Annotated in this window: 22 protein-coding genes; 5 read left to right on the top strand and 17 right to left on the bottom strand. The window is 75.2% G+C overall.

Going from position 1 to position 22,388, the window contains the following annotated elements; genetic code table 11:
* Nucleotides 1–15 precede the first annotated feature (15 nt).
* Genes mutM through rsmD form a run of 6 tightly spaced genes read right to left on the bottom strand, consistent with a single transcriptional unit; the run spans nt 16 to nt 4,195 of the window.
* The gene (mutM, locus tag ACZLMO_RS13165; protein WP_463654016.1) at nt 16–912 is read right to left on the bottom strand and encodes a bifunctional DNA-formamidopyrimidine glycosylase/DNA-(apurinic or apyrimidinic site) lyase; all 897 of its coding nucleotides are present in this window, start codon (nt 910–912) and stop codon (nt 16–18) included.
* A complete protein-coding gene (gene rnc / locus ACZLMO_RS13160) occupies nt 912–1,781 on the bottom strand; it encodes a ribonuclease III (RefSeq protein WP_463654015.1) in 870 nt (289 codons plus the stop codon). The genes mutM and rnc overlap by 1 nt, the downstream gene beginning before the upstream one ends.
* Nucleotides 1,778–2,452, bottom strand: coding sequence for a YceD family protein (locus tag ACZLMO_RS13155; protein ID WP_425712851.1), 675 nt, complete (start codon nt 2,450–2,452; stop codon nt 1,778–1,780). The genes rnc and ACZLMO_RS13155 overlap by 4 nt, the downstream gene beginning before the upstream one ends.
* Nucleotides 2,449–3,054: a hypothetical protein gene (locus tag ACZLMO_RS13150; RefSeq protein ID WP_425712850.1), complete on the bottom strand. Its 606-nt coding sequence runs from the start codon at nt 3,052–3,054 to the stop codon at nt 2,449–2,451. The genes ACZLMO_RS13155 and ACZLMO_RS13150 overlap by 4 nt, the downstream gene beginning before the upstream one ends.
* Complete coding sequence (gene coaD, locus ACZLMO_RS13145; RefSeq protein WP_463654014.1) at nt 3,051–3,617, bottom strand: pantetheine-phosphate adenylyltransferase; 567 nt, start codon at nt 3,615–3,617, stop codon at nt 3,051–3,053. The genes ACZLMO_RS13150 and coaD overlap by 4 nt, the downstream gene beginning before the upstream one ends.
* Complete coding sequence (gene rsmD / locus ACZLMO_RS13140) at nt 3,614–4,195, bottom strand: 16S rRNA (guanine(966)-N(2))-methyltransferase RsmD (protein WP_463654013.1); 582 nt, start codon at nt 4,193–4,195, stop codon at nt 3,614–3,616. The genes coaD and rsmD overlap by 4 nt, the downstream gene beginning before the upstream one ends.
* 48 nt (nt 4,196–4,243) lie before the next feature.
* Between rsmD and ACZLMO_RS13135 the strand changes: the two genes are divergently transcribed.
* A complete protein-coding gene (locus ACZLMO_RS13135; protein WP_463654012.1) occupies nt 4,244–4,915 on the top strand; it encodes an ABC transporter ATP-binding protein in 672 nt (223 codons plus the stop codon).
* A 101-nt stretch (nt 4,916–5,016) separates the two neighbouring features.
* A complete protein-coding gene (locus ACZLMO_RS13130; protein WP_463654011.1) occupies nt 5,017–6,666 on the top strand; it encodes a DUF6297 family protein in 1,650 nt (549 codons plus the stop codon).
* 15 nt (nt 6,667–6,681) lie between these two features.
* Here ACZLMO_RS13130 and ACZLMO_RS13125 read toward each other — a convergent pair whose 3' ends face one another.
* The gene (locus ACZLMO_RS13125; RefSeq protein WP_463654010.1) at nt 6,682–8,943 is read right to left on the bottom strand and encodes an ATP-dependent DNA helicase RecG; all 2,262 of its coding nucleotides are present in this window, start codon (nt 8,941–8,943) and stop codon (nt 6,682–6,684) included.
* Between the two features lie 233 nt (nt 8,944–9,176).
* Between ACZLMO_RS13125 and rpmB the strand changes: the two genes are divergently transcribed.
* Nucleotides 9,177–9,374, top strand: a complete 198-nt coding sequence (gene rpmB, locus ACZLMO_RS13120; protein ID WP_425708419.1) for a 50S ribosomal protein L28 — start codon at nt 9,177–9,179, stop codon at nt 9,372–9,374.
* An 87-nt stretch (nt 9,375–9,461) separates the two neighbouring features.
* Here rpmB and ACZLMO_RS13115 read toward each other — a convergent pair whose 3' ends face one another.
* Entirely contained in the window at nt 9,462–10,535 is a 1,074-nt protein-coding gene (locus ACZLMO_RS13115; RefSeq protein WP_463654009.1) for a thiamine-phosphate kinase, read from the bottom strand.
* 38 nt (nt 10,536–10,573) lie between these two features.
* Here ACZLMO_RS13115 and ACZLMO_RS13110 point away from each other — a divergent pair, with 38 nt between their 5' ends.
* On the top strand, nt 10,574–11,161 hold the full coding sequence (locus tag ACZLMO_RS13110; protein WP_425712843.1) for a DUF3515 family protein: 588 nt from the start codon (nt 10,574–10,576) through the stop codon (nt 11,159–11,161).
* A 1-nt stretch (nt 11,162) separates the two neighbouring features.
* Here ACZLMO_RS13110 and ACZLMO_RS13105 read toward each other — a convergent pair whose 3' ends face one another.
* Nucleotides 11,163–12,347, bottom strand: a complete 1,185-nt coding sequence (locus ACZLMO_RS13105; protein WP_463654008.1) for a D-alanine--D-alanine ligase family protein — start codon at nt 12,345–12,347, stop codon at nt 11,163–11,165.
* A gap of 138 nt (nt 12,348–12,485) precedes the next feature.
* Here ACZLMO_RS13105 and ACZLMO_RS13100 point away from each other — a divergent pair, with 138 nt between their 5' ends.
* Nucleotides 12,486–13,265, top strand: a complete 780-nt coding sequence (locus ACZLMO_RS13100) for an AMIN-like domain-containing (lipo)protein (RefSeq protein WP_463654007.1) — start codon at nt 12,486–12,488, stop codon at nt 13,263–13,265.
* A gap of 132 nt (nt 13,266–13,397) precedes the next feature.
* Here ACZLMO_RS13100 and ACZLMO_RS13095 read toward each other — a convergent pair whose 3' ends face one another.
* The 8 genes from ACZLMO_RS13095 to leuC all read right to left on the bottom strand — a co-directional run bounded on the left by ACZLMO_RS13095 (nt 13,398) and on the right by leuC (nt 22,336).
* Nucleotides 13,398–14,210: a lysophospholipid acyltransferase family protein gene (locus ACZLMO_RS13095; protein WP_463654006.1), complete on the bottom strand. Its 813-nt coding sequence runs from the start codon at nt 14,208–14,210 to the stop codon at nt 13,398–13,400.
* Nucleotides 14,211–14,238: 28 nt separating this feature from the next.
* A complete protein-coding gene (locus tag ACZLMO_RS13090) occupies nt 14,239–14,844 on the bottom strand; it encodes a response regulator transcription factor (RefSeq protein WP_463654005.1) in 606 nt (201 codons plus the stop codon).
* Complete coding sequence (locus tag ACZLMO_RS13085) at nt 14,841–16,277, bottom strand: sensor histidine kinase (protein ID WP_463654004.1); 1,437 nt, start codon at nt 16,275–16,277, stop codon at nt 14,841–14,843. Before ACZLMO_RS13085 ends, ACZLMO_RS13090 begins: the two co-directional genes overlap by 4 nt.
* Before the next feature lie 84 nt (nt 16,278–16,361).
* On the bottom strand, nt 16,362–17,273 hold the full coding sequence (locus ACZLMO_RS13080; protein ID WP_463654003.1) for an ABC transporter permease: 912 nt from the start codon (nt 17,271–17,273) through the stop codon (nt 16,362–16,364).
* A 44-nt stretch (nt 17,274–17,317) separates the two neighbouring features.
* Entirely contained in the window at nt 17,318–18,307 is a 990-nt protein-coding gene (locus ACZLMO_RS13075) for an ABC transporter ATP-binding protein (protein ID WP_463654002.1), read from the bottom strand.
* Nucleotides 18,308–18,617: 310 nt separating this feature from the next.
* The gene (gene murA / locus ACZLMO_RS13070; protein WP_425713186.1) at nt 18,618–19,937 is read right to left on the bottom strand and encodes a UDP-N-acetylglucosamine 1-carboxyvinyltransferase; all 1,320 of its coding nucleotides are present in this window, start codon (nt 19,935–19,937) and stop codon (nt 18,618–18,620) included.
* Between the two features lie 295 nt (nt 19,938–20,232).
* On the bottom strand, nt 20,233–20,889 hold the full coding sequence (gene leuD, locus ACZLMO_RS13065; protein ID WP_425712835.1) for a 3-isopropylmalate dehydratase small subunit: 657 nt from the start codon (nt 20,887–20,889) through the stop codon (nt 20,233–20,235).
* Nucleotides 20,890–20,902: 13 nt separating this feature from the next.
* A complete protein-coding gene (leuC, locus tag ACZLMO_RS13060; protein WP_463654001.1) occupies nt 20,903–22,336 on the bottom strand; it encodes a 3-isopropylmalate dehydratase large subunit in 1,434 nt (477 codons plus the stop codon).
* Between the last annotated feature and the right edge of the window lie 52 nt (nt 22,337–22,388).

Here is a 22,388-nt window from a genome sequence, read left to right as displayed (position 1 = left end):
GCGAGCTGCCTCCCCTCACCGCCTGACCCGAGGCTCTCGCTGACAGACCGGGCAGAAGTGGCTCGAGCGGTTCATGAACCGCGCCCGTGCGATGCCCGCTCCGCACCGCGTGCACGGCTCCCCTGCGCGCCCGTAGACCTGCAGACTTCGGGCGAAGTAGCCTGGCGTGCCGGCGACGTTCACGTAGAGGGCGTCGAAGCTCGTGCCGCCCTGCGCGAGGGCCTCGGCCATCACCGCGGCGGCGGCCTCGTAGAGCTCGCGCAGCCGCGAGGCGGGCAGCGCGTCGGTGGCTCGCGTGCCGTGCAGGCGGGCGCGCCACAGCGCCTCGTCGGCGTAGATGTTGCCGACCCCGGAGACGAGGGTCTGGTCGAGCAGCGCCCGCTTGACCTCGGTGCGGCGGCGCCGGGTCCGGGCGACGAGTCCCGTCAGGTCGAGGTCCGGGTCGAGGAGGTCGCGGGCGACGTGCGCGACCGGCGCCGGGAGCACTGGCTCGGGCGAGCCGAGGCCGCCCGGCCCGCCGTCCGGGGTGGGCACGGTGCGCGTGAGGTCGACGTACCCGAAGGTGCGCTGGTCGACGAACCACACCTCGCCGCCGTCGTCGGTGCACAGGCGCGCCCGCAGGTGCGGGCCGGGGGCGAGGTCGGTGCCGGGCCGCTGGACGAGCATCTGCCCGGACATGCCGAGGTGGGCGAGAAGGGCGTCGGACGCATCGTCGAGCAGCAGCCACAGGTACTTGCCGCGCCTGACCGCGCCGACGACCTCCCGGCCGGTGAGGGCGCGGAACGCGTGGGCCCCGCCGGCGGTGTTCCGCGCGGCGCGGGGGTGGCGGATCTCGACGTCGGCGATCGTGCGTCCTACGAGTGCGGGGACCAGGCCGGCGCGGACGACCTCGACCTCGGGCAGCTCGGGCACTACGCGGTGGTCCCCGCCGGGCCGGCGTCACCCGCGGGCGCGGCGGACGAGGACGCATCGGGGGTCTCGTCGTCGGGCACCTCGTCGTTCGGGGTCTCGTCGTTCGAGGAACCCTCCTGCCCGACGCCGTCGCTCGCCTCTCCCGGCCCGGTCACCCAGGCGTAGGCGGCCTCGGCGGCCTCGGCCTCCGCGACCTTCTTCGACGTGCCCGCGCCCGTGCCGGCCACCTCGCCGGAGAAGGTGACGACGGCGGTGAACACCCTGGCGTGGTCCGGGCCCTCGTGGCTCAGCTCGTACGTGGGCGCCGGGAGCCCCTTCGCCGCGGCGGCCTCCTGGAGAGAGGACTTCCAGTCGAGCGCGGCGCCGAGCGAGCTGGCGTGCTCGAGCATCGGACCCACGAGGCGGGTGACGACCTCGCGGGTCGGCTCGAGGCCGTGGCCGAGGTAGACGGCGCCGATGATGGCCTCGACGGCGTCGGAGAGGATCGAGTCCTTCTCCCGGCCGCCGGAGGTGCGCTCGCCGCGGCCGAGGAGGACGTAGTCGCCGAGGTCGAGCTCGCGGGCGACGACGGCGAGCGCCTTCTGGGACACCGTGGCCGCGCGCATCCGGGCGAGGTCGCCCTCGGGCACGTCGGAGTGCGTGCGGTAGAGGTGCTCGGTGACGACGACGCCGAGGACGGAGTCGCCGAGGAACTCGAGCCGCTCGTTGGTCGGCAGACCACCGGCCTCGTGGGCGAAGGAGCGGTGGGTGAGGGCGAGGACGAGCAGCTCGGGGTCGATCGCCACGCCGAGGGCGTCGGTGAGCCGCTCGACGTCGGAGCGACGGGCCGGGCCCTCGCCGGTCTGCTGCCGGTTCCTGTTCCGGGTCACTCCCGGCCTCGCGGGTCGGGGGCGTCGGCGGAGGAGGTCGGTGCCTCGTCGTCCGCTCCCCCGGCCCCCGGGTCGCCGGCCTGGGTGTATCCGGCGTCCGGGTCGCTGACGACGGCGCCGTGCACCGGCGCGTCCTCGCTCGCGAGCGCGGACAGGGCGGCCCAGCGCGGGTCGACGTCCTCGTGCGCGTGGCCCGGCTCGGCGTCCGCGAGACGGATCCCGCACACGGAGCACAGGCCCGGGCAGTCAGGCCGGCACAGCGGGGTGAACGGGAGGTCGAGGACGATCGCGTCGCGCACGGCGACCTCGAGGTCGAGGTCGTCGCCGTCGACGACCGGGTACTCCTCCGCGTCCTCGTCGCCGTCCTCGACGAGCCGGGCGCGCACGTCCGGGTGGTAGAAGAGCTCGGTCAGCTCCGCCGTGACCTCGGTGTCGATCGGGTCGAGGCAGCGCGTGCACTCGCCGGCGAGGCGGGCGCGGACGGGGCCGGTGACGAGGATGCCGTCGGAGACCGCGGTGAGGGTGAGGTCCAGGTCGATGTCGGAGCCCTGCGGGACGCGCAGGACCTCGTTGCCCATCTCCTCGGGCGCCGGCGCGGCGAGCTCGACCTGGCGCACCGAGCCGGCGCGGCGCGCGAGGTCCCGGATCGAGACGGTCAGCGGGGAGCTCATCGGGACTCCGGTCGGCCGTGCTCGGGGCGGTGCTCGGAGCGCTGCTCGCGGCGGTCGCCGCCGTCGCGGCGCTCGGCGCCCTCCCGGTCGTCGGCCCCCTGCCCGGGCCGGGACAGACCCGCTCCCCCGGCGAGGTACTCGCGGCCGGCGCGGACCTGCTGGAGCAGGGCGTCGAGCTCCTTCTCGAACCGGCCGAGGTGCTGGCCGGCGTAGGAGTCGGCGTCGGCGGCGCGGCGCGCGGCGGCGTCCTCCGCCTCGGCCACGATGCGCCGGGCCTGCTCGGTGGCCTGGGCGAGGACGGGCTCGTCCTGGACGAGGCGGGCGGCCTGCTGCTCGCCGTCGTGGACGATCTCCTCGGCCTGCGTGCGGGCGCGCTCGAGGACGGCGTCGGCGTCCGCGACGATCGTGTCGGCCGCCGCGATCGACTCGGGGACCACCGCGCGCGCCGACGCGATGAGGTCGAGGACCTCGGCGCGGTTGACGATCGCCGAGGAGGACATCGGCATCGAGCGGGCCTGCGTCACCATCCGGCTCAGCTCGTCGAGGATCGCGAGCAGCGACTCCCCGGCGTCGTGGGTGGCGTCGATGGGCTCGGAGGTCATACCTGGACTCCTGGGTGTCGGGGCGGCGTGGCGTCCGGGTCGGACCCGTCGGCGACGGGGACGACCCGAGCGCCGGGACCGCCGGAGGTGCGGCGCAGGGCGAGGGGCAGGGCGGCGGCGACGTCGGCCGGCACGAGGTCGTCGACCGCGCCGCCGTGGCGGGCGACGTCCTTGACCATCGAGGAGGCGACGTGGCCGAGCCGCGGGTCGCCCATGACGAACACGGTCTCCACCCCGGTGAGGTGGCGGTTCATCAGGGCCATCGCCTGCTCGGCGTCGACGTCGGCGGCGCCGCGCAGGCCCTTGACGATCGCGCTCGCCCCGACGTCCGCGCAGTACTGCGCGAGCAGGCCGGGCACGAGCTCGACGCGCACCCCGTCGAGGTCGGCGACGGCGCGGCGGGCGAGGTCGACCCGCTCGTCGTCGGTGAAGAGGTAGCGCTTGGCGACGTTCGTGGCGACGGCGACGACGACCTCGTCGAACATCGCGCGGGCGCGGCGGACGACGTCGACGTGACCGAGGGTGACCGGGTCGAACGAACCGGGGCAGACGGCAAGACTCATGGTGCGTCCACGGTAGCCGTCGGGGCCTCGTGGGCGGCGACGTGGACGGTGGTGTCGCCGTACCGGCGGGTCCGCAGGGGGACCAGCCCGGCGGGCCAGCTCGGCTCCGGGGCACGGCGGTCCCGCTCGACGACGACGATCGCGCCGTCCGCGAGGTGGCCGTTGCTCGCGAGGGAGGCCAGGACGGCGTCGAGGTCGGCCGCCGCGAGGTCGTAGGGCGGGTCGAGGAGGACGAGGTCGGCGGGCTCCGCGGCCGGGGACGCGGCGTGGGCGGCGGCGTCGGCGGTGACGACCCGGGCGACCGCCAGGCCGAGGGTCCGGACGTTGTCCCGGATGACGGCGGCCGCCGGGGCCGCCCGCTCGACGAGGGTGACCGCGCGGGCACCCCGGGAGGCGGCCTCGAGGCCCAACGCGCCGGAGCCGGCGTAGAGGTCGAGGACGACCGCGTCCTCGACGGCCCCCATCGACCCGAGCGAGGAGAAGAGGGCCTCGCGGACCCGCTCGGAGGTGGGCCGGGTGCCCGAGCGCGGCACCTTGAGCGAGCGCCCGCCGGCGGTGCCCGCCACGATCCGTGTCACCCGCGCAGCCTACGACGGGTGGCCGGGAGGCCTGCGTAACCTGCGGGGATGCGGCTCGAGGCCACGGACCTGGTGGTGGGGTACGCGTTCCCCGTGTGCCCGCCGGTCACGTTCTCGGTCGGACCGGGCGAGGCGCTCGCGGTGGTCGGCGTCAACGGCACGGGCAAGTCGACGGTCCTGCGCACGGTCCTCGGGATGCTGCCCGCGCTCGGCGGCGAGGCCCGGATCGACGGCCGGCCGCCCGACCCGCGCTCGGCGCGCCAACGGGCCGCGATCTCCCACGACCTCGGCGACGAGGTCTTCTTCCCCGGCCTGTCCGCCGCGGAGCACCTCGAGCTCACCGCGCTCGGGCACGGTGTCGACTCCCCCGGCGAGCTCGCGGGCGAGCTGCTCACCGAGTTCGGGTTGGCCGAACGCTCGCGCGCGGTGCCGTCCGCGCTCTCGTCGGGCCAGCGCCGCCGCCTCCTGCTCGCCGCCGCGTTCGCCCGGCCCCGCGGGCTCCTCGTCCTCGACGAGCCCGAGTCCCGACTCGACACCGGGGCGCGCCACCGGGTGGCGGACCGGCTCGCCGACGAGCGCGAGGCCGGGCGGGCGGTGCTGTTCGCCTCGCACGACCCGGCCACGGTGCAGCTCGCCGCCACCTCGGTGCTCGTCCTGTCCGACGACGGCGTGCGGATCACCGACGCCGAGGACGGCGCCGACCTCGTGGCCGGGCTGTGACGGCGGGCGGGCCGGGGGGCGGGTCGAGCTCGGCTCCCGGACCACCCGGCGGACCGTCATCCGCGGCTCCGGCGGCGACCTCGTGGCCGTCCGGTCGGTCGGTGCGCCGCTGGACCGAGGTGCGCCGCTCGCTCGGCGCGTCGACGACGCTCGCCGACACCCTCGCCGACGTCTACATGGGCGTCCTCGCCGCCGCGATGGCCCTGGCCGTCGCGCTCTATGCGGCCCGGGACGCGGGACTGCTCGCCCAGGGGGCCGAGGGCGCCGCCGGCCGGGTCGACGCCGGCTGGCTCTGGCTGCTCGCCCTCGCCGCCGCCCTCGTCTCCGTGGTCCGGTTCTCGCGCCGCCTGGGCCCGGTGGGGCTCGACCGCGAACGCGTGCGCTGGTGGCTGCCGCTCCCGGTCGACCGGCTCTCGCTCATCGGCCCGGCGGCGTGGCGCTGGCCCGCCCTCGGCGCGGTCGTCGGCGGCGGGCTGGGGGCGGTCGCGGCCACCGCCCTCGGCGGGCAGGAGGTCGCCGCCGGGCCCGTCGCCTCCGCCGCCGCGCTCGCCGCGACGCTCACCGGCGCGGCCTGCCTCGCCCTCGTCCCGGCGCAGTCCGCCGGGCCGGTCGACGCCTCGACCGTACGCGCGGGCGTCGACGGTCCGGCCGGCACGCACGCCCACGAGGCGCCCCGGTCTCGCGACGAGCCTGCGTCCGCGCCCGCATCACCGGCGCGAGGCCGGACCACCGGCCGGGCGGTCGACGTCGCCACGGGAGCGGCACTTCTCGTCGTCGTCGCAGGTGCGCTCGTCGTTCTCGTCACGGCGCCCCCGGTCCCGGCCCTGCCGCCGGTGCACGTCCTGCTCGCAGTCGCGGGGCTGGGGCTTGCGGCTGCTGTGGTGGCCGGCGCGCTCGCCCGGCGCAGCGTCGAGCGGATCGCGGACGCCGAGCTCGCGCGCGGCGGAGGGGTCGCGGGGTCCGCCACGTTCGCTCTCGCCACCCTCGACACCCGCACGCTCGGGGCCCTCACGGCCGCCGACGGTGCGCCGGTCGTCCGCCGCCGGGCCCGGTGGGGGCTGCTCGCCCGCCTGCCCCGCCGCCTCCGGGCACCCGCGGCGCTGCTCGCGGCCGACGCCGTCGCCACGCTGCGCCGCCCCGCGCTCGCGCTGCGGCCCCTGCTCGCGGTGCTCGCCCTCACGCTCGTGGCCGACGTCCGCGGGGCGCCGGCGTGGTTGCTCCCGGTGGCCGTCGGTGCGCTCGGCTACGTCTCGGCGTGCGCGAGCGCGACCGGCGCCCGCATCGCCCGCACGCGCGAGGGGCTCGACGCGCACCTGCCGATGAGTGCCCGCGCGCACCGCGTGACCCGCCTGACGTGGTCGTGGGTGGCGCTCGCGCCGTTCGTCGTCGGGGCTGCGATCGTCCTCGGTCTCCACGCGTCCGGCGGCCGGGGCCCGGCCCTCGACGTCCTCGCGTGGGTGCCGGTCCTCGCCTCCGCCGCGCTCGGCTGGGCCGGGGCGGCGCTGCGCTGGGCCTACCGCAAGGACGACGAGGGCACCGGTCCGGTCGCCCCTTCCCCCATGGGCCCCGTGCCGGTCGGGTCGATCATGCTGCTGCTCACAGGGCCCGACGTCGGGGTCGTCGCCTCCGTCGCGGTCGGGCTCGCGGTCTGGGCCGGCGCTCCGCTCGGCGTCCTCACCGCGATCGCGCTCGCCGTCTCGCTGCTCGTCGCGTCCGTCGTCACGTCCCCGCCACCCCCGTACGAGGAGTAGCCCGGCGACGCAGTCTCACGACTTGTCGAGGAACTCGTCCTCGCCGTCGGCCAGCTCGATCGCGATCGCGTCCGCGAGGCCCGGATGGCGCTCGAGGTCCGGGTCGCCCGAGACGAGCTCGCGGGCGGCGGTCCGGGCGGCGGCGATGACGTCGGCGTCCCGCGCGAGCCGGAGGAGCCGCAGCCCGCTCGTACGCCCGGACTGGGCGGTGCCGAGCACATCGCCCTCCCGGCGCATCGACAGGTCCGCCTCGGCCAGGGCGAAGCCGTCCGAGGTCGAGGCGAAGACCTCGAGCCGCTCCCAGGCGGGCGTGCCGGGCTCGACGCCGCTGACGACGAGGCAGATGCTGGGCCGCGACCCACGACCCACGCGGCCGCGCAGCTGGTGGAGCTGGGACAGGCCGAAGCGGTCGGCGTCGAGGACGACGATGATGCTCGCCTCGCTCACGTCCACGCCGACCTCGACCACGGTGGTGGCCACGAGCACCGGCGTCTCGCCGGAGGCGAAGGCCGCCATGGCCGCGTCCTTCTCGTCGGCCGCCATCCGCCCGTGCAGGACCCCGACCCGTACGCCGGCGAGCGCCTGCTCCGCCGCCAGCAGCGCCGAGGTCTCCTCCACGGACGCGGACGGGAGCGGGCGAGGTGCGTCGTCGGGCGCCCCGCCGGTCGCTCCCTGGGCGGGGGCGTCGTCGGAGTCCCCGGCATCGATCCGGGGGACGACGACGTAGGCGCGCCCTCCGGCGTCGACCTCCTCGCGCACGCGCTCCCACACGCGCGCCATCCACCGGGCGTTGGCGGCAGGGACGAGGGTGGTGGCGATCGGCGAGCGCCCCGCGGGCAGCTCCCCGAGGACCGAGGTCTCGAGGTCGCCGAAGACCGTCATCGCGACGGTGCGCGGGATGGGGGTCGCGGTCATGATGAGCTGGTGCGGCACGGCTTCGCCGCGCGTGCGCAGGGCGTCGCGCTGCTCGACCCCGAACTTGTGCTGCTCGTCGACGACGACGAGGCGGAGGAACGGGATCTGCACGGTATCGGTGAGCAGGGCGTGCGTGCCGACGACGATGCCGGTCTCCCCCGACGCGAGCCGCGCGAGCTCGTCCCGGCGGGTGGCGGCCGGCTGGGAGCCGGTGAGCAGGCCGACCCGGGTGGCGGGACCGTCCGGGGCGTCGAGACGGCCGGCGCGGGCGAGCGGGCCGAGCAGGGCGCTCAGCGCGCGGTGGTGCTGCTGGGCGAGGACCTCGGTGGGGGCGAGCAGCGCGGCCTGGCCGCCGGCGTCGACCACCTGGAGCATGGCGCGGGCGGCGACCACGGTCTTGCCCGAGCCGACCTCGCCGTGCAGGAGCCGCTGCATGGGGACCGTGCCGGACAGTTCCTCGGCGATCGCGGCGCCGACCTCGGACTGGCCGCGCGTGAGGGTGAACGGCAGGGCCGCGTCGAAGGCGGCGAGCAGGCCGGCGTCGATCGCGGCGTTGGGCTCGGCGCCGTCCCCGGCGGCCTCGGCCCGGCGGCGGGCGAGCGCCGTCTGGACGAGGAAGGCCTCCTCGTGGCGAAGGGTGAGCGCTCCGGCGGCGACCTCCCGCTCGTCGGCCGGATGGTGGATCGCCCGCAGCGCCTCGAGCGAGCCGAGGAGGCCGTGCTCGGCGCGGTAGCCGGCCGGGAGCGGCTCGGGCAGGTCGCCGGGCCGCAGGGGGTCGAGGACCGAGCGCACGGTCGCGGCGATCACCCACGAGGGCAGGCCGCGGGTGGCCGGGTAGATCGGCGTGGGGCGGAGCGCCTCCTCGGCGGCGAGGGCCTCCGCCTCGGCCCCGTCCTCGCCCGCCTCGAAGGTCTGGTAGTCGGGGTGGGTGAGCTGGAGCTCGTCGCGGAAGACGGAGACCTCGCCGGTGAACTGGCCGCGCACGCCGGCGCGCAGGCGGCGCGTGTGCATCCCGAACGAGCGCGGGGACGAGCCGAAGAAGACGAGCGTGAGGAAGGCGGAGCCGTCGGTGATCGTCACGACGAGCCGGGAGCCGCCGCGCCCGCCGGCCCGGGAGACGCGCGTCTCGGCGCCGACGACCTCCGCGACGACGGTCACCTGCTCGCCGGGGCGCAGGTCCGCGAGGGAGGAGAGGCGGCCGGGGGCGACCCACCGGAACGGGTAGTGCCGCAGGAGGTCGCGCTGCGTGCGCACGCCGAGCCGGGCGAACTTGTCCGCGGCGGCCTTGCGCACGAGCCGGCTCACGGGAGAGTCGAGCCCGGCCGGGTCCTCGCCCGCACGGTGAGCCGCCACGCCTGTCACGGGGCCAGGTTACGGTGAGCCACCGACGTCGGGACCTGCGCATCCCCAGGCCCGCGCGACTCTCCCCTGTGTCTCAACGCACGCGACCGGGGGCCGCCGCCCCTTGGGGCGGGGGTGCCGACTCGGGTACGCTGTCCCGGTTGCCCGTCCGGCCCCGGCCGTCGAATGGGCGTGTCGACCATCGGCCCGCGGCTCCCGTCGCGGCCGCCCCGTACGAGCTCAGGAGATCCACCGTGGCTGCGACCTGCGACATCTGTGGCAAGCACCCCAGCTTCGGCAAGACCGTGTCGCACTCCCACGTGCGCACGTCGCGCCGCTGGAACCCGAACATCCAGCGCATCCGCGCCAACATCGACGGCGCGCCGAAGCGCATGAACGTGTGCACCTCGTGCCTCAAGGCCGACAAGGTCACGCGTTACGTCAAGAGCTGACACCTCCGCGAACCGGCTCTCGGCCGGCCGCGTGAACGAAGGACCTCGCCCGTCGGGCGGGGTCCTTCGTCGTTCCCAGGTCCGTTGTCAGACGAAGTGGTCGTAGCCGCCGATCCCGCCGACCGGGCGGGAGTCGAGCAGGACCGCGCCGCCGACCCCGTCGACCACGGGCGGGGGTGTCTCCGCCGCCGCCTCGCCCGCGCCGAGGACGCGGCCGATCGCCCGGAAGCCCGCCGGAAGCGCGGCATCGGACGGAAAGGTGGCGAGCAGCCCGTGGTCCTCGCCACCGCGCAGGACCCACTCGGCCGGGTCGGCGCCGAGCTCGGCGGCAGCACCGGCGAGGGCGTCGCGATCCGCAGCGAGCGTCGCCCGGGAGTCGAGGTCGACGACGACACCGGACGCCCGCGCGATCCGGCCCGCGTCGCGCACGAGGCCGTCGGAGACGTCGATCATCGCGGTCGCGCCGGCCTCCTGCGCCAGGGGCCCGAGCGCGACCGGCGGGTCCGGTCGGAGGAAGGCGGCCACGAGCGGGTCGCGCCCCGGCCCCTCCCCGGCGTCCCGTGCGCCCGCGTCGAGCAGCGCGTACCCGGCGGCGGCACGGCCCAGCACGCCGGCGTGCGCGAGGACGTCCCCGGGCCGGGCGCCGCGGCGCAGGACGGGGTCGCGGCCCTGGAGGTCGCCGTGGACGGCGACGGAGACGACGAGGCGCTCGGACGCGGTGAGGTCGCCGCCGACCACGCCCACCCCGATCGGCCGGCAGGCGAGCGTGAGGCCCCGGGCGAGGTCGCGCACCCACGTCAGCGGGGTCGCCCCGGGCAGGCCGAGCGAGACGACGAGGGCGAGCGGGGCCGCGCCCATCGCGGCGACGTCGGCGAGGTTCTGGGCCGCGGCCCGCCACCCGACGTCGACGCCGGTGCCCCAGTCGGTGCGGAAGTGGTGGCCCTCGACGAGCATGTCCGCGCTGACGACGAGCCGGGAGTCGGTCGACGCGACGACCGCGCAGTCGTCGCCGGGACCGACGATCGTGCCGTCGCCGGCCGGGAGCTCGGGCAGGAGCACGGCGAGCACCCCGTCCTCGCCGACGTCGCGGACCGTGGGCGTGGTGCCGTCCCGGTCGTCGACTCGCGGCTGCTGGTCGGAACTGCTCGGCGGGACGGTCACCCGGACACGCTACCCAGCGCGCGACGTACCCTGCGGACATGCCTCGCCGTCGCCCCCTCGCCCCGGCGGCGGTCCTGACCGCGCTGCTCCTCGGCGCCTGCGGCACGCCCGTCTCGCTCGAGGCCGCGCCGTCGGCGGCCGCCCCGGACTGCGGCGCCGTCCTCCAGGCCACCCCGGACGTCCTGGCCGAGGGCGAGCGGCGGTCGACCACGTCGCAGGCCTCGACCGCCTGGGGCGACCCGGCGATCACGCTGCGCTGCGGCGTCGAGCCGCCCCCGCCGACCACGGCCGAGTGCCTGTCGATCGAGCTGCCCGACGGGCGGATCCACGACTGGATCCACACCGACGCCGGCGCGGTCCTCGAGGAGGGCGCGAGCGACGGCGTCGAGTCGACCTGGGTCTCCTACGGCCGTCGGCCGGCGATCGAGGTGGTCGTCCCGCCGGAGCTGGCCGACCAGGCGTCCGCGGTGCTCGTCGACCTCGACGGTGCGGTCGAGGCCACCGAGCACGTGGCGAGCTGCGTGGGCGCGGCCGAGGTCGAGTCCGCCGAGGCGGAGTCGTCGTCGGACGGGAGCGCCACGGACGAGACCGCCACGGACGAGACGGCGACGGACGGCGCCGGCTGAGTCAGCGCAGGCCGTCGGGCCGCGCGAGCGCGAGCGTGATGAGCTCGTCGAGGAGCTCGCCGTAGGGAACGCCGCTCGCCTCCCACACCACCGGGAACATCGAGAAGGGCGTGAAGCCGGGCATCGTGTTGATCTCGTTGACGACGATCGTCTCGCCGTCGACGAAGAAGTCCACGCGCGCGAGCCCCTCGCAGCCCATGGCGTCGAAGGCCCGGACGGCGAGCTCGCGGACGCGGGCGGCCACGTGCTCGGGGATGTCGGCGGGGACCGCCATCTCCAGGCCGTCGGTGTCGACGTACTTGGCCTCGTAGTCGTAGAAGCCGGCGGGCGCGCCGTCGAGGACGATCTCGCCGGGCAGCGAGGCGCGCGGCGCGGACGTGCCGCGACCGCCGAGCACGCCGCACTCGATCTCGCGCCCGTCGATGCCCGCCTCGACGACCACCTTCGGGTCGTGCGCGTGGGCCTGATCGATCGCTGCGTCGAGCTCGGCGAGGTCGGCGACCTTGCTGATGCCGATCGACGAGCCTGCCCGGGCCGGCTTGACGAACAGCGGGAGGCCGAGGGCGGCGACCTCGGCGCGCACGGCGTCGGGCTCCGTGGCCCAGCGGCGCGCGGGGACGGACACGTACGGGCCGACGGGCAGCCCGCGGGCGGCGAGCAGCACCTTCATCACGTCCTTGTCCATGCCCGCGGCCGAGGCGAGGACGCCCGAGCCCACGTAGGGCACGTCCGCCATCTCGAGCAGCCCCTGCAGCGTGCCGTCCTCGCCGAACGGTCCGTGCAGGAGGGGCAGGACGACGTCGACGCGCCCGAGCGCGCGGAGCCCCTGAGCCGCACTCTCGACACCGGTGGCGGCAGAGCCGGTCGGGCCGGACGCGGCTACCGCATCCGCCGCGGGGCGGTCCTCGACGACGAGCTCCCGGCCGCCGTCGAGCCGGAGCAGGACGTCGGCGCCCTCGGTGACGGCGCCGTGGGCGGCGAGCTCGAGCGTGGCCGGGTCGGTCGGTCCCTCCACCCAGCGGCCCTCCCGGGTGATGCCGACGGGCACGATCTCGTAACGATCCGGGTCGAGCGCCCGCATCACACCGGCGGCCGTCGCGCAGCTGATCTCGTGCTCACCGCTGCGCCCGCCGAACACCAGGGCGACGCGGATCCTGCGGTCTGTGGCCGGGGTCTCGATAGTCATCGACCGAAGCCTAACGGCCACCCGATCGCGTCTGTCCTGTGACCACGCCGTGACGGATCCGCGCCACTCGTGAGGCAGGATCGATGCCGACCAGGCGGGCCCCCGACCGCCCTTTCCCCAGATCATGAAGGAGATCACGTGCGCGCTCGTCGCGCGGCAGCCACTGCCGCCACCGCCGCCCTCCTCGTCACGCTCGTCGCCTGCTCGTCCGAGGACGACTCCGGACCCGACGACGGCGCGAACGTCGACACCCCGACCCAGCAGTCGGGCTCGCCCAGCGAGGACAGCCCTACGGAGGCCCCCTCGAGCGAGGAGGACACCGGTTCCGCCGAGTCCGGGTCCGCCGCCGAGACCGGCTCCGAGAGCGGCTCCGACCTCAACGAGCTCGAGGACGACGACGCCGACGGGAGCGACGACTCGGCCGGTGGCACCGAGGAGGGCTCGAGCGACGAGCAGGAGCCCGGCGGCACGGACGCGCAGTGGATCTCCCCCGGCAGCTCCGACGAGGGCGCCGGCGACCCTGCCGGCGGCCCGCTGCTCGCCGTCGACGTCCGCTCGGGCATCCACCCGTACTACGACCGCGTCGTGGTCGACCTCGAGGGCGAGGGCGGCAACCCCGGCTGGTACGCCGACTACACGGGCGACCCGGTCGAGGACGGCTCGGGCACCCCGATCGACATCGACGGCAACGCGTTCCTCCACGTCTCGGTCTCGGGCTTCCGCTACCCCGAGGAGGGCGAGGAGTTCGCCGACGGCGTCTACCCGGTCGACGGCACCGGCGTCACCGAGGCCTACGTGTCCTCCCCGTTCGAGGGCCAGATCCAGGTGGTCCTCGGCGTCGACTCCGCCCGCCCCTACCGCGTGTTCGTCCTGCCCGACCCGCTGCGCCTCGTCATCGACATCGAGATCGCCGGCTAGGCACCCCGTACCCCACCGGCCGGACCCGATGACGGGTCCGGCCGGTCGGCACGTCCGGGGCCATCGACGTCGGACGGCATTCCTGACACCCGCGTCGTGGTGCCTGCCGGCGAGTCGGCGGCGGGACCGGCGTCAGCGCGCGGAGCGGCGCCGCGGGTGCGGGTCGCCGTCGACCCGGGTGTCCCACCGGCGCTCCCGCACGGGCTCGCCGCGCACCACCGACAGCATCGCGGCCAGCCGGTCCATCACACGGTCCGTCGCGCCCGTCAGCTCCTCCGGCGTCAGGGCCGCCACGGCCTCGGGGCCCGTCCCGGCGTCCGCCGTTCCCGCGTCGACGCGGTGGCCCTCCCGCCCCGTTACCCCGTCGTCCCCCAGGAGCTCGGCGCGACCCATCGGCCGCCCCGCGACGACCTCGGCGGTGGTCCGCGGCAGCGGCCGGAACCGCGAGGTGAACGGGGGCAGCACCCGCTGGCCGCCCCAGGACACGACGGGGAGGAGCGGGACGCCGGCCCCGAGCGCGAGCCGGACCGCGCCGTTGCGCCCGGTCATCGGCCACAGGTCGGGGTCACGGGTGAAGGTCCCCTCGGGGTAGACGACGACGCAGCGTCCGTCCGCGAGCGCCTCTCGCGCGTGATCGAGCGCCCGGTCCGCGTCCTCGGTGTCCCGGCGGACCTCGACCTGGCCGGCGGCGCGCAGGATGCGCCCGACCGGCCCCGACGTGAAGAGCTCGGACTTGGCGAGGAACGCCGGCGGCGCACCGTGGGCGTGGAGGAAGTCGCCCACGAGCAACGGGTCGAGGTTGGAGACGTGGTTCGAGGCGACGACGAACCCAGCCGTGGGCGGCACGTGCTCCCCGCCGGACCACCGGCGGCCCACGAGCAGGCGCAGCGGCGGCACGACCAGCCCGGCGACGGCGGCGAGCGCGGGCGGGACGCGGCGGGACACCGGGCGATGGTACGCGGGGCCCGGCTCCTCAGATCCAGCCGTGCTCGCGCGCCTTGTGCACCGCCTCGTGGCGGTTGGCGGCGTCGAGCTTGTGGGTGGCCGACGAGAGGTAGTTGCGCACGGTCCCGGCGGACAGGTGCGCGCGCTCGGCGATCTCCTCGACCGGGGCGCCCTGCGCGGCGAGCTCGAGGACGTCGGCCTCGCGCGCGGTGAGCGGGGAGTCACCCGCCCCGATGGCCTCGGCCGCGAGCTGCGGGTCGACGTACCGGCCGCCGTCGTGGACCTGCCGGACCACCTGGCCGAGCACGGTCGAGGACACCGTCTTCGGGAGGAACCCCGAGACGCCCGCGGACAGTGCGCGCTTGAGGTAGCCGGGCCGGCCGTGGCTCGTGACGATGATCGATCGGCAACCGGGGACCGCCCGCGCGATCTCCTCCGAGGCCTCGATGCCGTCGAGCCCGGGCATCTGGAGGTCGAGGACCGCCACGTCGGGCTCGTGCTTGCGCGCGGCGTCGAGCGCCTCTGTGCCCGAGGCGGCGACCGCCACCACGTCGATGTCGTCCTCGAGGCGCAGCAGTGAGGCGAGGGCGTCGCGGATGAGAGTCTCGTCGTCGGCGAGCAGGAGCCGGATCATCGGGCCACCTCCGTGGTGGTCGAGGGTGGGGCGGCGGGCGGAGCGGCACCGGCGGCCGCGCCGGTGGCGGGGTCGGCGCCGTCGGTCGCCCCGGGCTCGGGCGAGGGCGCACTCGCGGCCGACGACGCCGCCTCCGTGGGCGAGCCCTGCCGTCCGACGGCGCCGGCGGGGACGCGGGCGACGAGCACGAACCGCTCGCCGTCGCGCTCGGTCGTCAGCCGGCCGCCGACCCGGGCGAGGCGCTCCTCGAGGCCGGCGAGCCCGCTCCCCCGACGCCCGTCGGCGGCGGTGCCGTGGGGCGTCGCTCCGTCGGTGTCCGCCTCGTCCGCCCCGGGGGCGGCGCCGTCGTTGACGAGGGTGAGGACCGCATCCCCGTCCTCGCGGGCGAGCGTGAGGGTGACCTCGCGGGCGGACGAGTGTCGGACGACGTTCGTCACGCCCTCGCGGACCACCCAGGCAAGGACGTCCTGCGCGACGGGCCCGACACCGTCGACGTCCCCGGTCATCGTGGTGACCGCGCCGGTCGAGCGCAGGAGCGAGCGGGCGCCCTCGAGCTCGTCGGTGAGGCTGACCGCACGGTAGCCGGCGGCGACGGTGCGCACCTCGGCGAGCGCGTCGTGGGCGAGGTCGCGCACGCTCGTCATCTCCTCGGCCGCCTCCCCCCGGCCGCGGCGCGCGAGCTCGGCGGCGAGCTCGGACTTGACGGCGATCGCCGAGAGGGAGCGGCCCACGGTGTCGTGGAGGTCCCGGGAGAAGCGCAGCCGCTCCTCGGCGACGGCGAGCCGCCCCTCGACCTCGCGGGACTGCTCGAGGCGGCGCACCACCTCGACCATCCAGGCCGAGAGCCAGATCGAGGCGCCGAAGCCGAAGATGACGAGACCGTCGGCGACCAGCACGACGAGCGCCTCGCTCGCCTCCGAGTCGTGCGACAGCAGCCGCACGACGCCGCTGAGGACGGTGGCCGGGAGCACCGCCAGGGCCAGCGTCCGGAAGCTCCATCGCGCACCGTAGGAGGCCACCGCCGCCGTGATCGCCACGAGGACGACGAACTCGCCGTTGCTCAGCACGTCCTCGGAGCTCGGCACGAACAGCACGGCGGAGACGACGAGCAGGGCGGTCGTCACGACCTGCAGGACGAGCGTCGTCGGGCTCGACGTGCCGCGCCCGAGGCGCACCGACCAGGACTCGCGCGCGGCACGGACGTCGGCCAACGTCTGAAGGACGGCGGCCCCCACGAGGACGACGACGGTCCAGGTCCGGGTGAGTGGGACCGGAGCATCCGACTCCGCGACGGTCACGCCCTCGGTGGCGGCGGCAGAGGCCCCGAGGGCGAAGAAGGGGACGATCCAGAGCAGGACCGCGATCGACCACCACGTGTACGCCTCGAACCGGGCGGCGTCGGTCGAGCTGCGCCAGCGGTCGAGCACCTTCATCGATCGTCCTTCCTCCGGGGTGGACAGTCTTCCAGGCCGGGCCCGCCACACGTGGCGGACCCGGCCCGGAGGTTCGGTCGGTGGTCAGCGGCGCGGCTCGAACGGCATCTTCTTCGAGACGACGACGGCGAGGACCGCGATCCAGATGACGAGGACGGCCGCGGGTCGGGCCGCGTGGGTGAAGGTCTCCATGAGGCTGAGCTCCTGTCCGGCGAGCGAGGTGCCCCCGAGGCCGATCGTGACGAGCTCCGTGATCGGCATGACCGGGAGGAGCTCGAGGACGGTGGCCGCGGTGTCGGGGAGGACCGACATCGGCACGAGTGCCCCGGAGATGACGAGGCCGACGAGCATCATCGGCATCGTGGTGAGCTGGGCGGACTCGGCGGTCCGGGTGACGATGGTCGTCACGTAGGCCAGCAGGGCGAAGACGATGGCGCCGAGGAGGACGCCGACGACGGCGACGAGCGGGTTGGTCAGCGCCGGCATCTCCATGCGGGTGGCGACCACGGCGAACGCGATGACGACCTGGGCGAGGAAGACCGCCGTGTTGGGGATCGCCAGGGCGGTGAGCACCTCCCACGGCCGGGCGGTGCCGGAGACCTGCCGCTTGAGGGCGAGAGACTCGCGGCGGGCGACGGCCGCCGTCGTGAGGTTGAAGTAGATCGCCATGACGATGCCGAAGATCGCGAGCATGCCCAGCGCGCGCACGGACATCGAGGGTCCGGCGACGGACGCGATGTCCTCCCAGACGGGGAGGGTCGTCATCAGCAGCAGCATGGCCGGCGCCATGGCGATCGCGTAGAACGCGGCCACGGAGTTGCGGCGCAGGACCTTGAGCTCGGCGGTGGCGAGGGAGGCGATGCGGCCGAGCGGGCCGGTCCGGCGCGCGGTCGCCGTGGGCGGCTCCTGCGCGCCGGCCGCGGGGCGGGGCCGCCCCGCGCCGTACGGGTTCTCGGTGGACTGCTGGTTCGGCGAGAGGGTCTGCTCGGTGGTCATGTCGTTCTCCTGACGGTCGACGGGATCGGTGGCGGCCCGGGCGCTCATGCGGCGGCCTGCTGGTCGAGCTCGGAGCCGGCGACGCCGAGGAAGACCTGCTCGAGCGAGGCGTGGCGGGCGTCCAGCCCCTCGATGCGGACATCGGCGTCGGACGCGGCGGTCAGCAGCGCCGTGAGGGTGGCCTGGAGGTCGTGGGTCTCGAGGACCGTACGGCCGCGCTCGTGGGCGGGGCGGGCGAGCAGGTGCGGCAGTCCGGCGACGGGCACGTGCTCGGTGCCGGCGGTGGTGAAGGAGATCCGCTCCGGCTCGTCGGCGACGATGTCCGCGAGCGTGCCCTCCCTGACGATCTCGCCCTGGTGCATGATGGCGATCCGGTCGGCGAGGGACTCGGCCTCCTCGAGGTAGTGCGTGGTGAGCACGACGGTGGTGCCACCGGCGAGCCGGGCGCGCACGAGGTCCCACAGGACGGCCCGCGACTGCGGGTCGAGGCCGGCGGTCGGTTCGTCGAGGAAGAGGAGCTCCGGGTCGCCCATGAGCGCGAGCGCGAGGTCGAGACGGCGCCGCTCGCCGCCGGACAGCGACGGGACGCGGACGTCGAGACGGTGGTCGAGCTCGACCATCGACAGCGCGGCCTCGGGCCCGATCGAGCTGGGCAGCGTGCCGTGCCACGAGCGGGCGGTGTCCATGACGGTGAGCTCGGCGACGAACCCGCCCTCCTGGAGCAGGACGCCGGTGCGGGGACGGATGCGGGCGCGGTCCTTGACGGGGTCGCCGCCGAGGACGGAGACGGTGCCGCCGCTCCTCCGGCCGAGGCCCTCGAGGACCTCGAGGGTGGAGGTCTTGCCGGCGCCGTTGGTGCCGAGCAGCGCGAACAGCTCGCCGCGGCGGACGGTGAGGTCGATGCCGCGGACGGCCTCGTAGGTCTCCTTGCCGGAGCCGTAGGAGCGGCGCAGGTCGCGCGCCTCGATGACGGTGTCGGTCTCGGTGCCGGGACCGGGTCGGTGGGGTGCCTGGGTGCTGGTCGTCGTCGTCATGGCATCCACGATGCCGCCGGATCCGCCCCCTCCCCAGTGCGTGCACTCACCGGGTCACCTGCCCCCGTCACGGCCGCCCCATGAGGTTTGTCATCCCACCCCGTCGTCGAGATTGCGGTTCGTCGTCGTCGAGAGTGCGGTTGGTGCACGCCGTGGTCTCGGTTCCTGCACCAACCGCAATCTCGATGAACCCCCGTGACGGCACCCGGCCACCGAACGACCCGACGCCGGAGCGCGAGGTGCGCTCCGGCGTCGGGCGGGGTGGTGCTTCGGGACCCGGAGGGGCCCGGCGGTGTCAGTCGGACATCGATCAGTCGGTCATCGAGGCGGCGGCGCCGAGGGCCTCGAGCTTGTCCATGAAGTGCTCGTACCCGCGGTTGATGAGCGTGATGCCGCTGACCCGGGAGGTGCCCTCGGCGGCGAGCGCCGCGATGAGGTGGGAGAAGCCGCCGCGCAGGTCGGGCACGACGATGTCGGCCGCCTTGAGCGGGGTCCGGCCGGAGATGACGGCCGAGTGGTAGAAGTTCCGCTGCCCGAACCGGCACTGCGAGCCGCCGAGGCAGTCGCGGTAGACCTGGATCTCGGCGCCCATGCCGCGCAGCGCCTCGGTGAAGCCGAACCGGTTCTCGTACACGGTCTCGTGGACGATCGACAGCCCCTCGGCCTGCGTGAGCGCCACGACGAGCGGCTGCTGCCAGTCCGTCATGAAGCCCGGGTGCACGGCCGTCTCGAGGACGATCGGCTGGAGGTCGCCGCCGGGGTGCCAGAAGCGGATGCCGTCGTCGCGGACGTCGAACGCGCCCCCGACCTTCCGGAAGGTGTTGAGGAAGGTCATCATCTCGGGCTGGGTCGCGCCCTTGACGAGGATGTCGCCGCCAGTGGCGAGCGCGGCGGAGGCCCAGGACGCGGCCTCGATGCGGTCGGAGAGGCTGTTGTGCCGGAAGCCCTCGAGGCGGTCGACGCCCTCGATGCGGATCGTGCGGTCGGTGTCGACCGAGATGATCGCGCCCATCTTCTGCAGGACGGCGATGAGGTCGAGGATCTCGGGCTCGGTCGCGGCGCCGCGCAGCTCGGTGCGACCCTCGGCGCGCACGGCGGTGAGCAGGGTCTGCTCGGTGGCGCCGACCGACGGGTAGGGCAGCTCGATGACGGAGCCCTTGAGGCCCTTCGGCGCCGTGATGGCGATGCCGGAGGGCTGCTTGTCCACGACCGCGCCGAACTCGCGCAGGATGTTGAGGTGGAAGTCGATCGGTCGGTCTCCGATGCGGCAGCCGCCGAGGTCCGGGATGAAGGCCTCGCCGAGGCGGTGCAGCAGCGGGCCGCAGAAGAGGATCGGGATCCGCGAGGACCCCGCGTGGGCGTCGATGTCCGCGACGTGCGCCGACTCGACGTTGCTCGGGTCCATCCGCAGGACGCCGGCCTCGTGGTCGTGCTCGATGCCGACCCCATGGATGCTCAGCAGGCCGGAGACGACCTCGACGTCGCGGATGTCGGGGACGTTGCGCAGCTCCGAGGGCGTCTCGCCGAGCAGCGCGGCCACCATCGCCTTGGAGACGAGATTCTTCGCGCCGCGGACCGTGATCTCGCCGCTCAGGGGCCGACCGCCCTCGATCGTCAGGACGTCGTTCATCGTCAGCAGGTCGCTCATCGAGCCTCCGATCCGTGCGCCGCGGGCGGTCGCCGGACGCGGTGGGCCCCTGGGCCAGCCGGGGGCGGTGCCGCGCACCGGTCGGCGCGTGACGCCGTTCAGGATACGTCGCGCCTCCCCCGGACCGCCGTGAGGGCACTCACGGGGCGTCGCGGGGAGAGAGCTCTCATCCCCGCCTCACGTCGGGACGGCGAGGACCGGGGCGTCCGACGACGACGAACGGCCGCCGGCGCGGGCGCCTCGTCGGGCGTCCCGCGCCGGTGCCGACCGACGCGGCTCAGCCGAGAGCGGCCTCCTCGCCGACCGGGCGGGCGAGCGTGACCTCGCCCGGGCCCAGCGTGCGGGCGGGCAGCGTCTTGGGGCGCCAGTCGGCGCGCGTCTGCTCGAACGCCTCGATGCTGTCCTCCTTCTGGAGGGTGAGCCCGATGTCGTCGAGGCCCTCCATCAGGCGCCAGCGGGTGTAGTCGTCGATCTGGAACGGCACGGTGACGTCGCCCGCGGTCGCCGTGCGCGACTCGAGGTCGACGGTCACGGGCGTGCCCGGCTCGGACTCGAGGATCTTGAACAGCACCTCGGCGTCCTCGGCGGCGAGCTGGCCGGCGACCAGGCCCTGCTTGCCGGAGTTGCCGCGGAAGATGTCGGCGAACTTCGTGGACAGCACCACGCGGAAGCCGTAGTCCTTGAGCGCCCAGACGGCGTGCTCGCGGGAGGAGCCGGTGCCGAAGTCCGGGCCGGCCACGAGCACGGACGCCCCGGCGTAGGCCGGCTGGTTGAGGACGAAGTCCGGGTCGCCGCGCCAGGCGGCGAACAGGGCGTCCTCGAAGCCGGTGCGGGTGACGCGCTTGAGGTAGACGGCCGGGATGATCTGGTCCGTGTCGACGTTGCTGCGCCGCAGCGGGACGCCGACCCCGGTGTGGGTGGTGAACTTCTCCATGGCGTGCTCCTCCTCAGGCGCCGGCGCCGACGGGCTCGGCGGCCGGCTCCAGGTCGGCGGGCGTGGACAGGGTGCCGCGGATCGCGGTGGCGGCGGCCACGAGCGGCGAGACGAGGTGGGTGCGGCCGCCCTTGCCCTGGCGTCCCTCGAAGTTGCGGTTCGAGGTCGACGCCGCGCGCTCGCCGGGGGCCAGCTGGTCGGGGTTCATGCCCAGGCACATCGAGCAGCCCGCGTTGCGCCACTCGGCGCCGAACTCGGCGAACACCTTGTCCAGGCCCTCGGCCTCGGCCTGGAGGCGGACCCGGGCCGAGCCCGGGACCACGAGGACCCGGACGTCGTCGGCCTTCGTCTTGCCCTTGATGACCTCGACGACGGAACGCAGGTCCTCGATCCGCCCGTTCGTGCACGAGCCGATGAACACCGTGTCGACGGCGATGTCCTTGAGCGGCGTGCCCGGGGTGAGCGCCATGTACTCCAGGGCGCGCTCGGCGGCCTTGCGGGAGTTCTCGTCGGCGATGTCCGCGGGGTCCGGGACGGCGCCGGAGATCGGCAGGCCCTGGCCGGGGTTCGTGCCCCACGTGACAAACGGCTCGAGGTCCGCGGCGCTGAGGGTGACCTCGGCGTCGAAGACCGCGTCGTCGTCCGTGCGCAGCGTCCTCCAGTGCTCGACGGCGGCGTCCCAGTCCGCGCCCTGCGGCGCGTGCGGGCGGCCCTTGACGTACTCGAAGGTCGTCTCGTCGGGGGCGATCATGCCCGCGCGGGCGCCGGCCTCGATCGACATGTTGCAGATCGTCATCCGCGCCTCCATGGAGAGCTTGCGGATCGCCTCGCCCCGGTACTCCAGGACGTAGCCCTGGCCGCCGCCGGTGCCGATCTTGGCGATGACGGCGAGGATGATGTCCTTCGACGTCGTCCCCGGTCGCAGCTCGCCCTCGACGTTGATCGCCATCGTCTTGAAGGGCGCGAGCGGGAGGGTCTGGGTGGCGAGGACGTGCTCGACCTCGGAGGTGCCGATGCCGAACGCGAGCGCCCCGAACGCGCCGTGGGTCGAGGTGTGCGAGTCGCCGCAGACCACGGTCATCCCGGGCATCGTGAGCCCCAGCTGCGGGCCGACCACGTGGACGATGCCCTGCTCGGCGTCACCGAGCGAGTGGATCCGGACACCGAACTCCTCGGCGTTGGCGCGCAGCGTGTCGATCTGCTTGCGCGACGTGCGGTCGGCGATCGGCAGGTCGATGTTGACCGTGGGCGTGTTGTGGTCCTCGGTGGCGATCGTCAGGTCGGGGCGACGCACCTGGCGGCCGGCGAGCCGGAGGCCCTCGAAGGCCTGCGGGCTCGTCACCTCGTGCACGAGGTGGAGGTCGATGTAGAGGAGGTCGGGGGCGCCGTCCTCCCCGCGTGCCACCACGTGCTCCTGCCACACCTTCTCGGCGAGCGTGCCGCTCATCCGTACTCCTTCATCCGGTCCGAACCGCACGTCCGTCCAACGTGCGTGCATC

The organism is Georgenia sp. G2120 (assembly GCF_055326485.1).
This window is presented reverse-complemented; position numbering and strand designations above follow the sequence as displayed.

What these genes read in the sequence shown, in the direction of transcription:
- ACZLMO_RS13155 (WP_425712851.1), bottom strand. Translation starts at nt 2,452, where the DNA reads ATGAGCTCCCCGCTGACCGTCTCGATCCGGGACCTCGCGCGCCGCGCC.
- ACZLMO_RS13150 (WP_425712850.1), bottom strand. Translation starts at nt 3,054, where the DNA reads ATGACCTCCGAGCCCATCGACGCCACCCACGACGCCGGGGAGTCGCTG.
- coaD (WP_463654014.1), bottom strand. Translation starts at nt 3,617, where the DNA reads ATGAGTCTTGCCGTCTGCCCCGGTTCGTTCGACCCGGTCACCCTCGGT.
- ACZLMO_RS13135 (WP_463654012.1), top strand. Translation starts at nt 4,244, where the DNA reads ATGCGGCTCGAGGCCACGGACCTGGTGGTGGGGTACGCGTTCCCCGTG.
- ACZLMO_RS13110 (WP_425712843.1), top strand. Translation starts at nt 10,574, where the DNA reads ATGCCTCGCCGTCGCCCCCTCGCCCCGGCGGCGGTCCTGACCGCGCTG.
- ACZLMO_RS13105 (WP_463654008.1), bottom strand. Translation starts at nt 12,347, where the DNA reads ATGACTATCGAGACCCCGGCCACAGACCGCAGGATCCGCGTCGCCCTG.
- ACZLMO_RS13090 (WP_463654005.1), bottom strand. Translation starts at nt 14,844, where the DNA reads ATGATCCGGCTCCTGCTCGCCGACGACGAGACTCTCATCCGCGACGCC.
- ACZLMO_RS13085 (WP_463654004.1), bottom strand. Translation starts at nt 16,277, where the DNA reads ATGAAGGTGCTCGACCGCTGGCGCAGCTCGACCGACGCCGCCCGGTTC.
- ACZLMO_RS13080 (WP_463654003.1), bottom strand. Translation starts at nt 17,273, where the DNA reads ATGACCACCGAGCAGACCCTCTCGCCGAACCAGCAGTCCACCGAGAAC.
- ACZLMO_RS13075 (WP_463654002.1), bottom strand. Translation starts at nt 18,307, where the DNA reads ATGACGACGACGACCAGCACCCAGGCACCCCACCGACCCGGTCCCGGC.
- murA (WP_425713186.1), bottom strand. Translation starts at nt 19,937, where the DNA reads ATGAACGACGTCCTGACGATCGAGGGCGGTCGGCCCCTGAGCGGCGAG.
- leuD (WP_425712835.1), bottom strand. Translation starts at nt 20,889, where the DNA reads ATGGAGAAGTTCACCACCCACACCGGGGTCGGCGTCCCGCTGCGGCGC.
- leuC (WP_463654001.1), bottom strand. Translation starts at nt 22,336, where the DNA reads ATGAGCGGCACGCTCGCCGAGAAGGTGTGGCAGGAGCACGTGGTGGCA.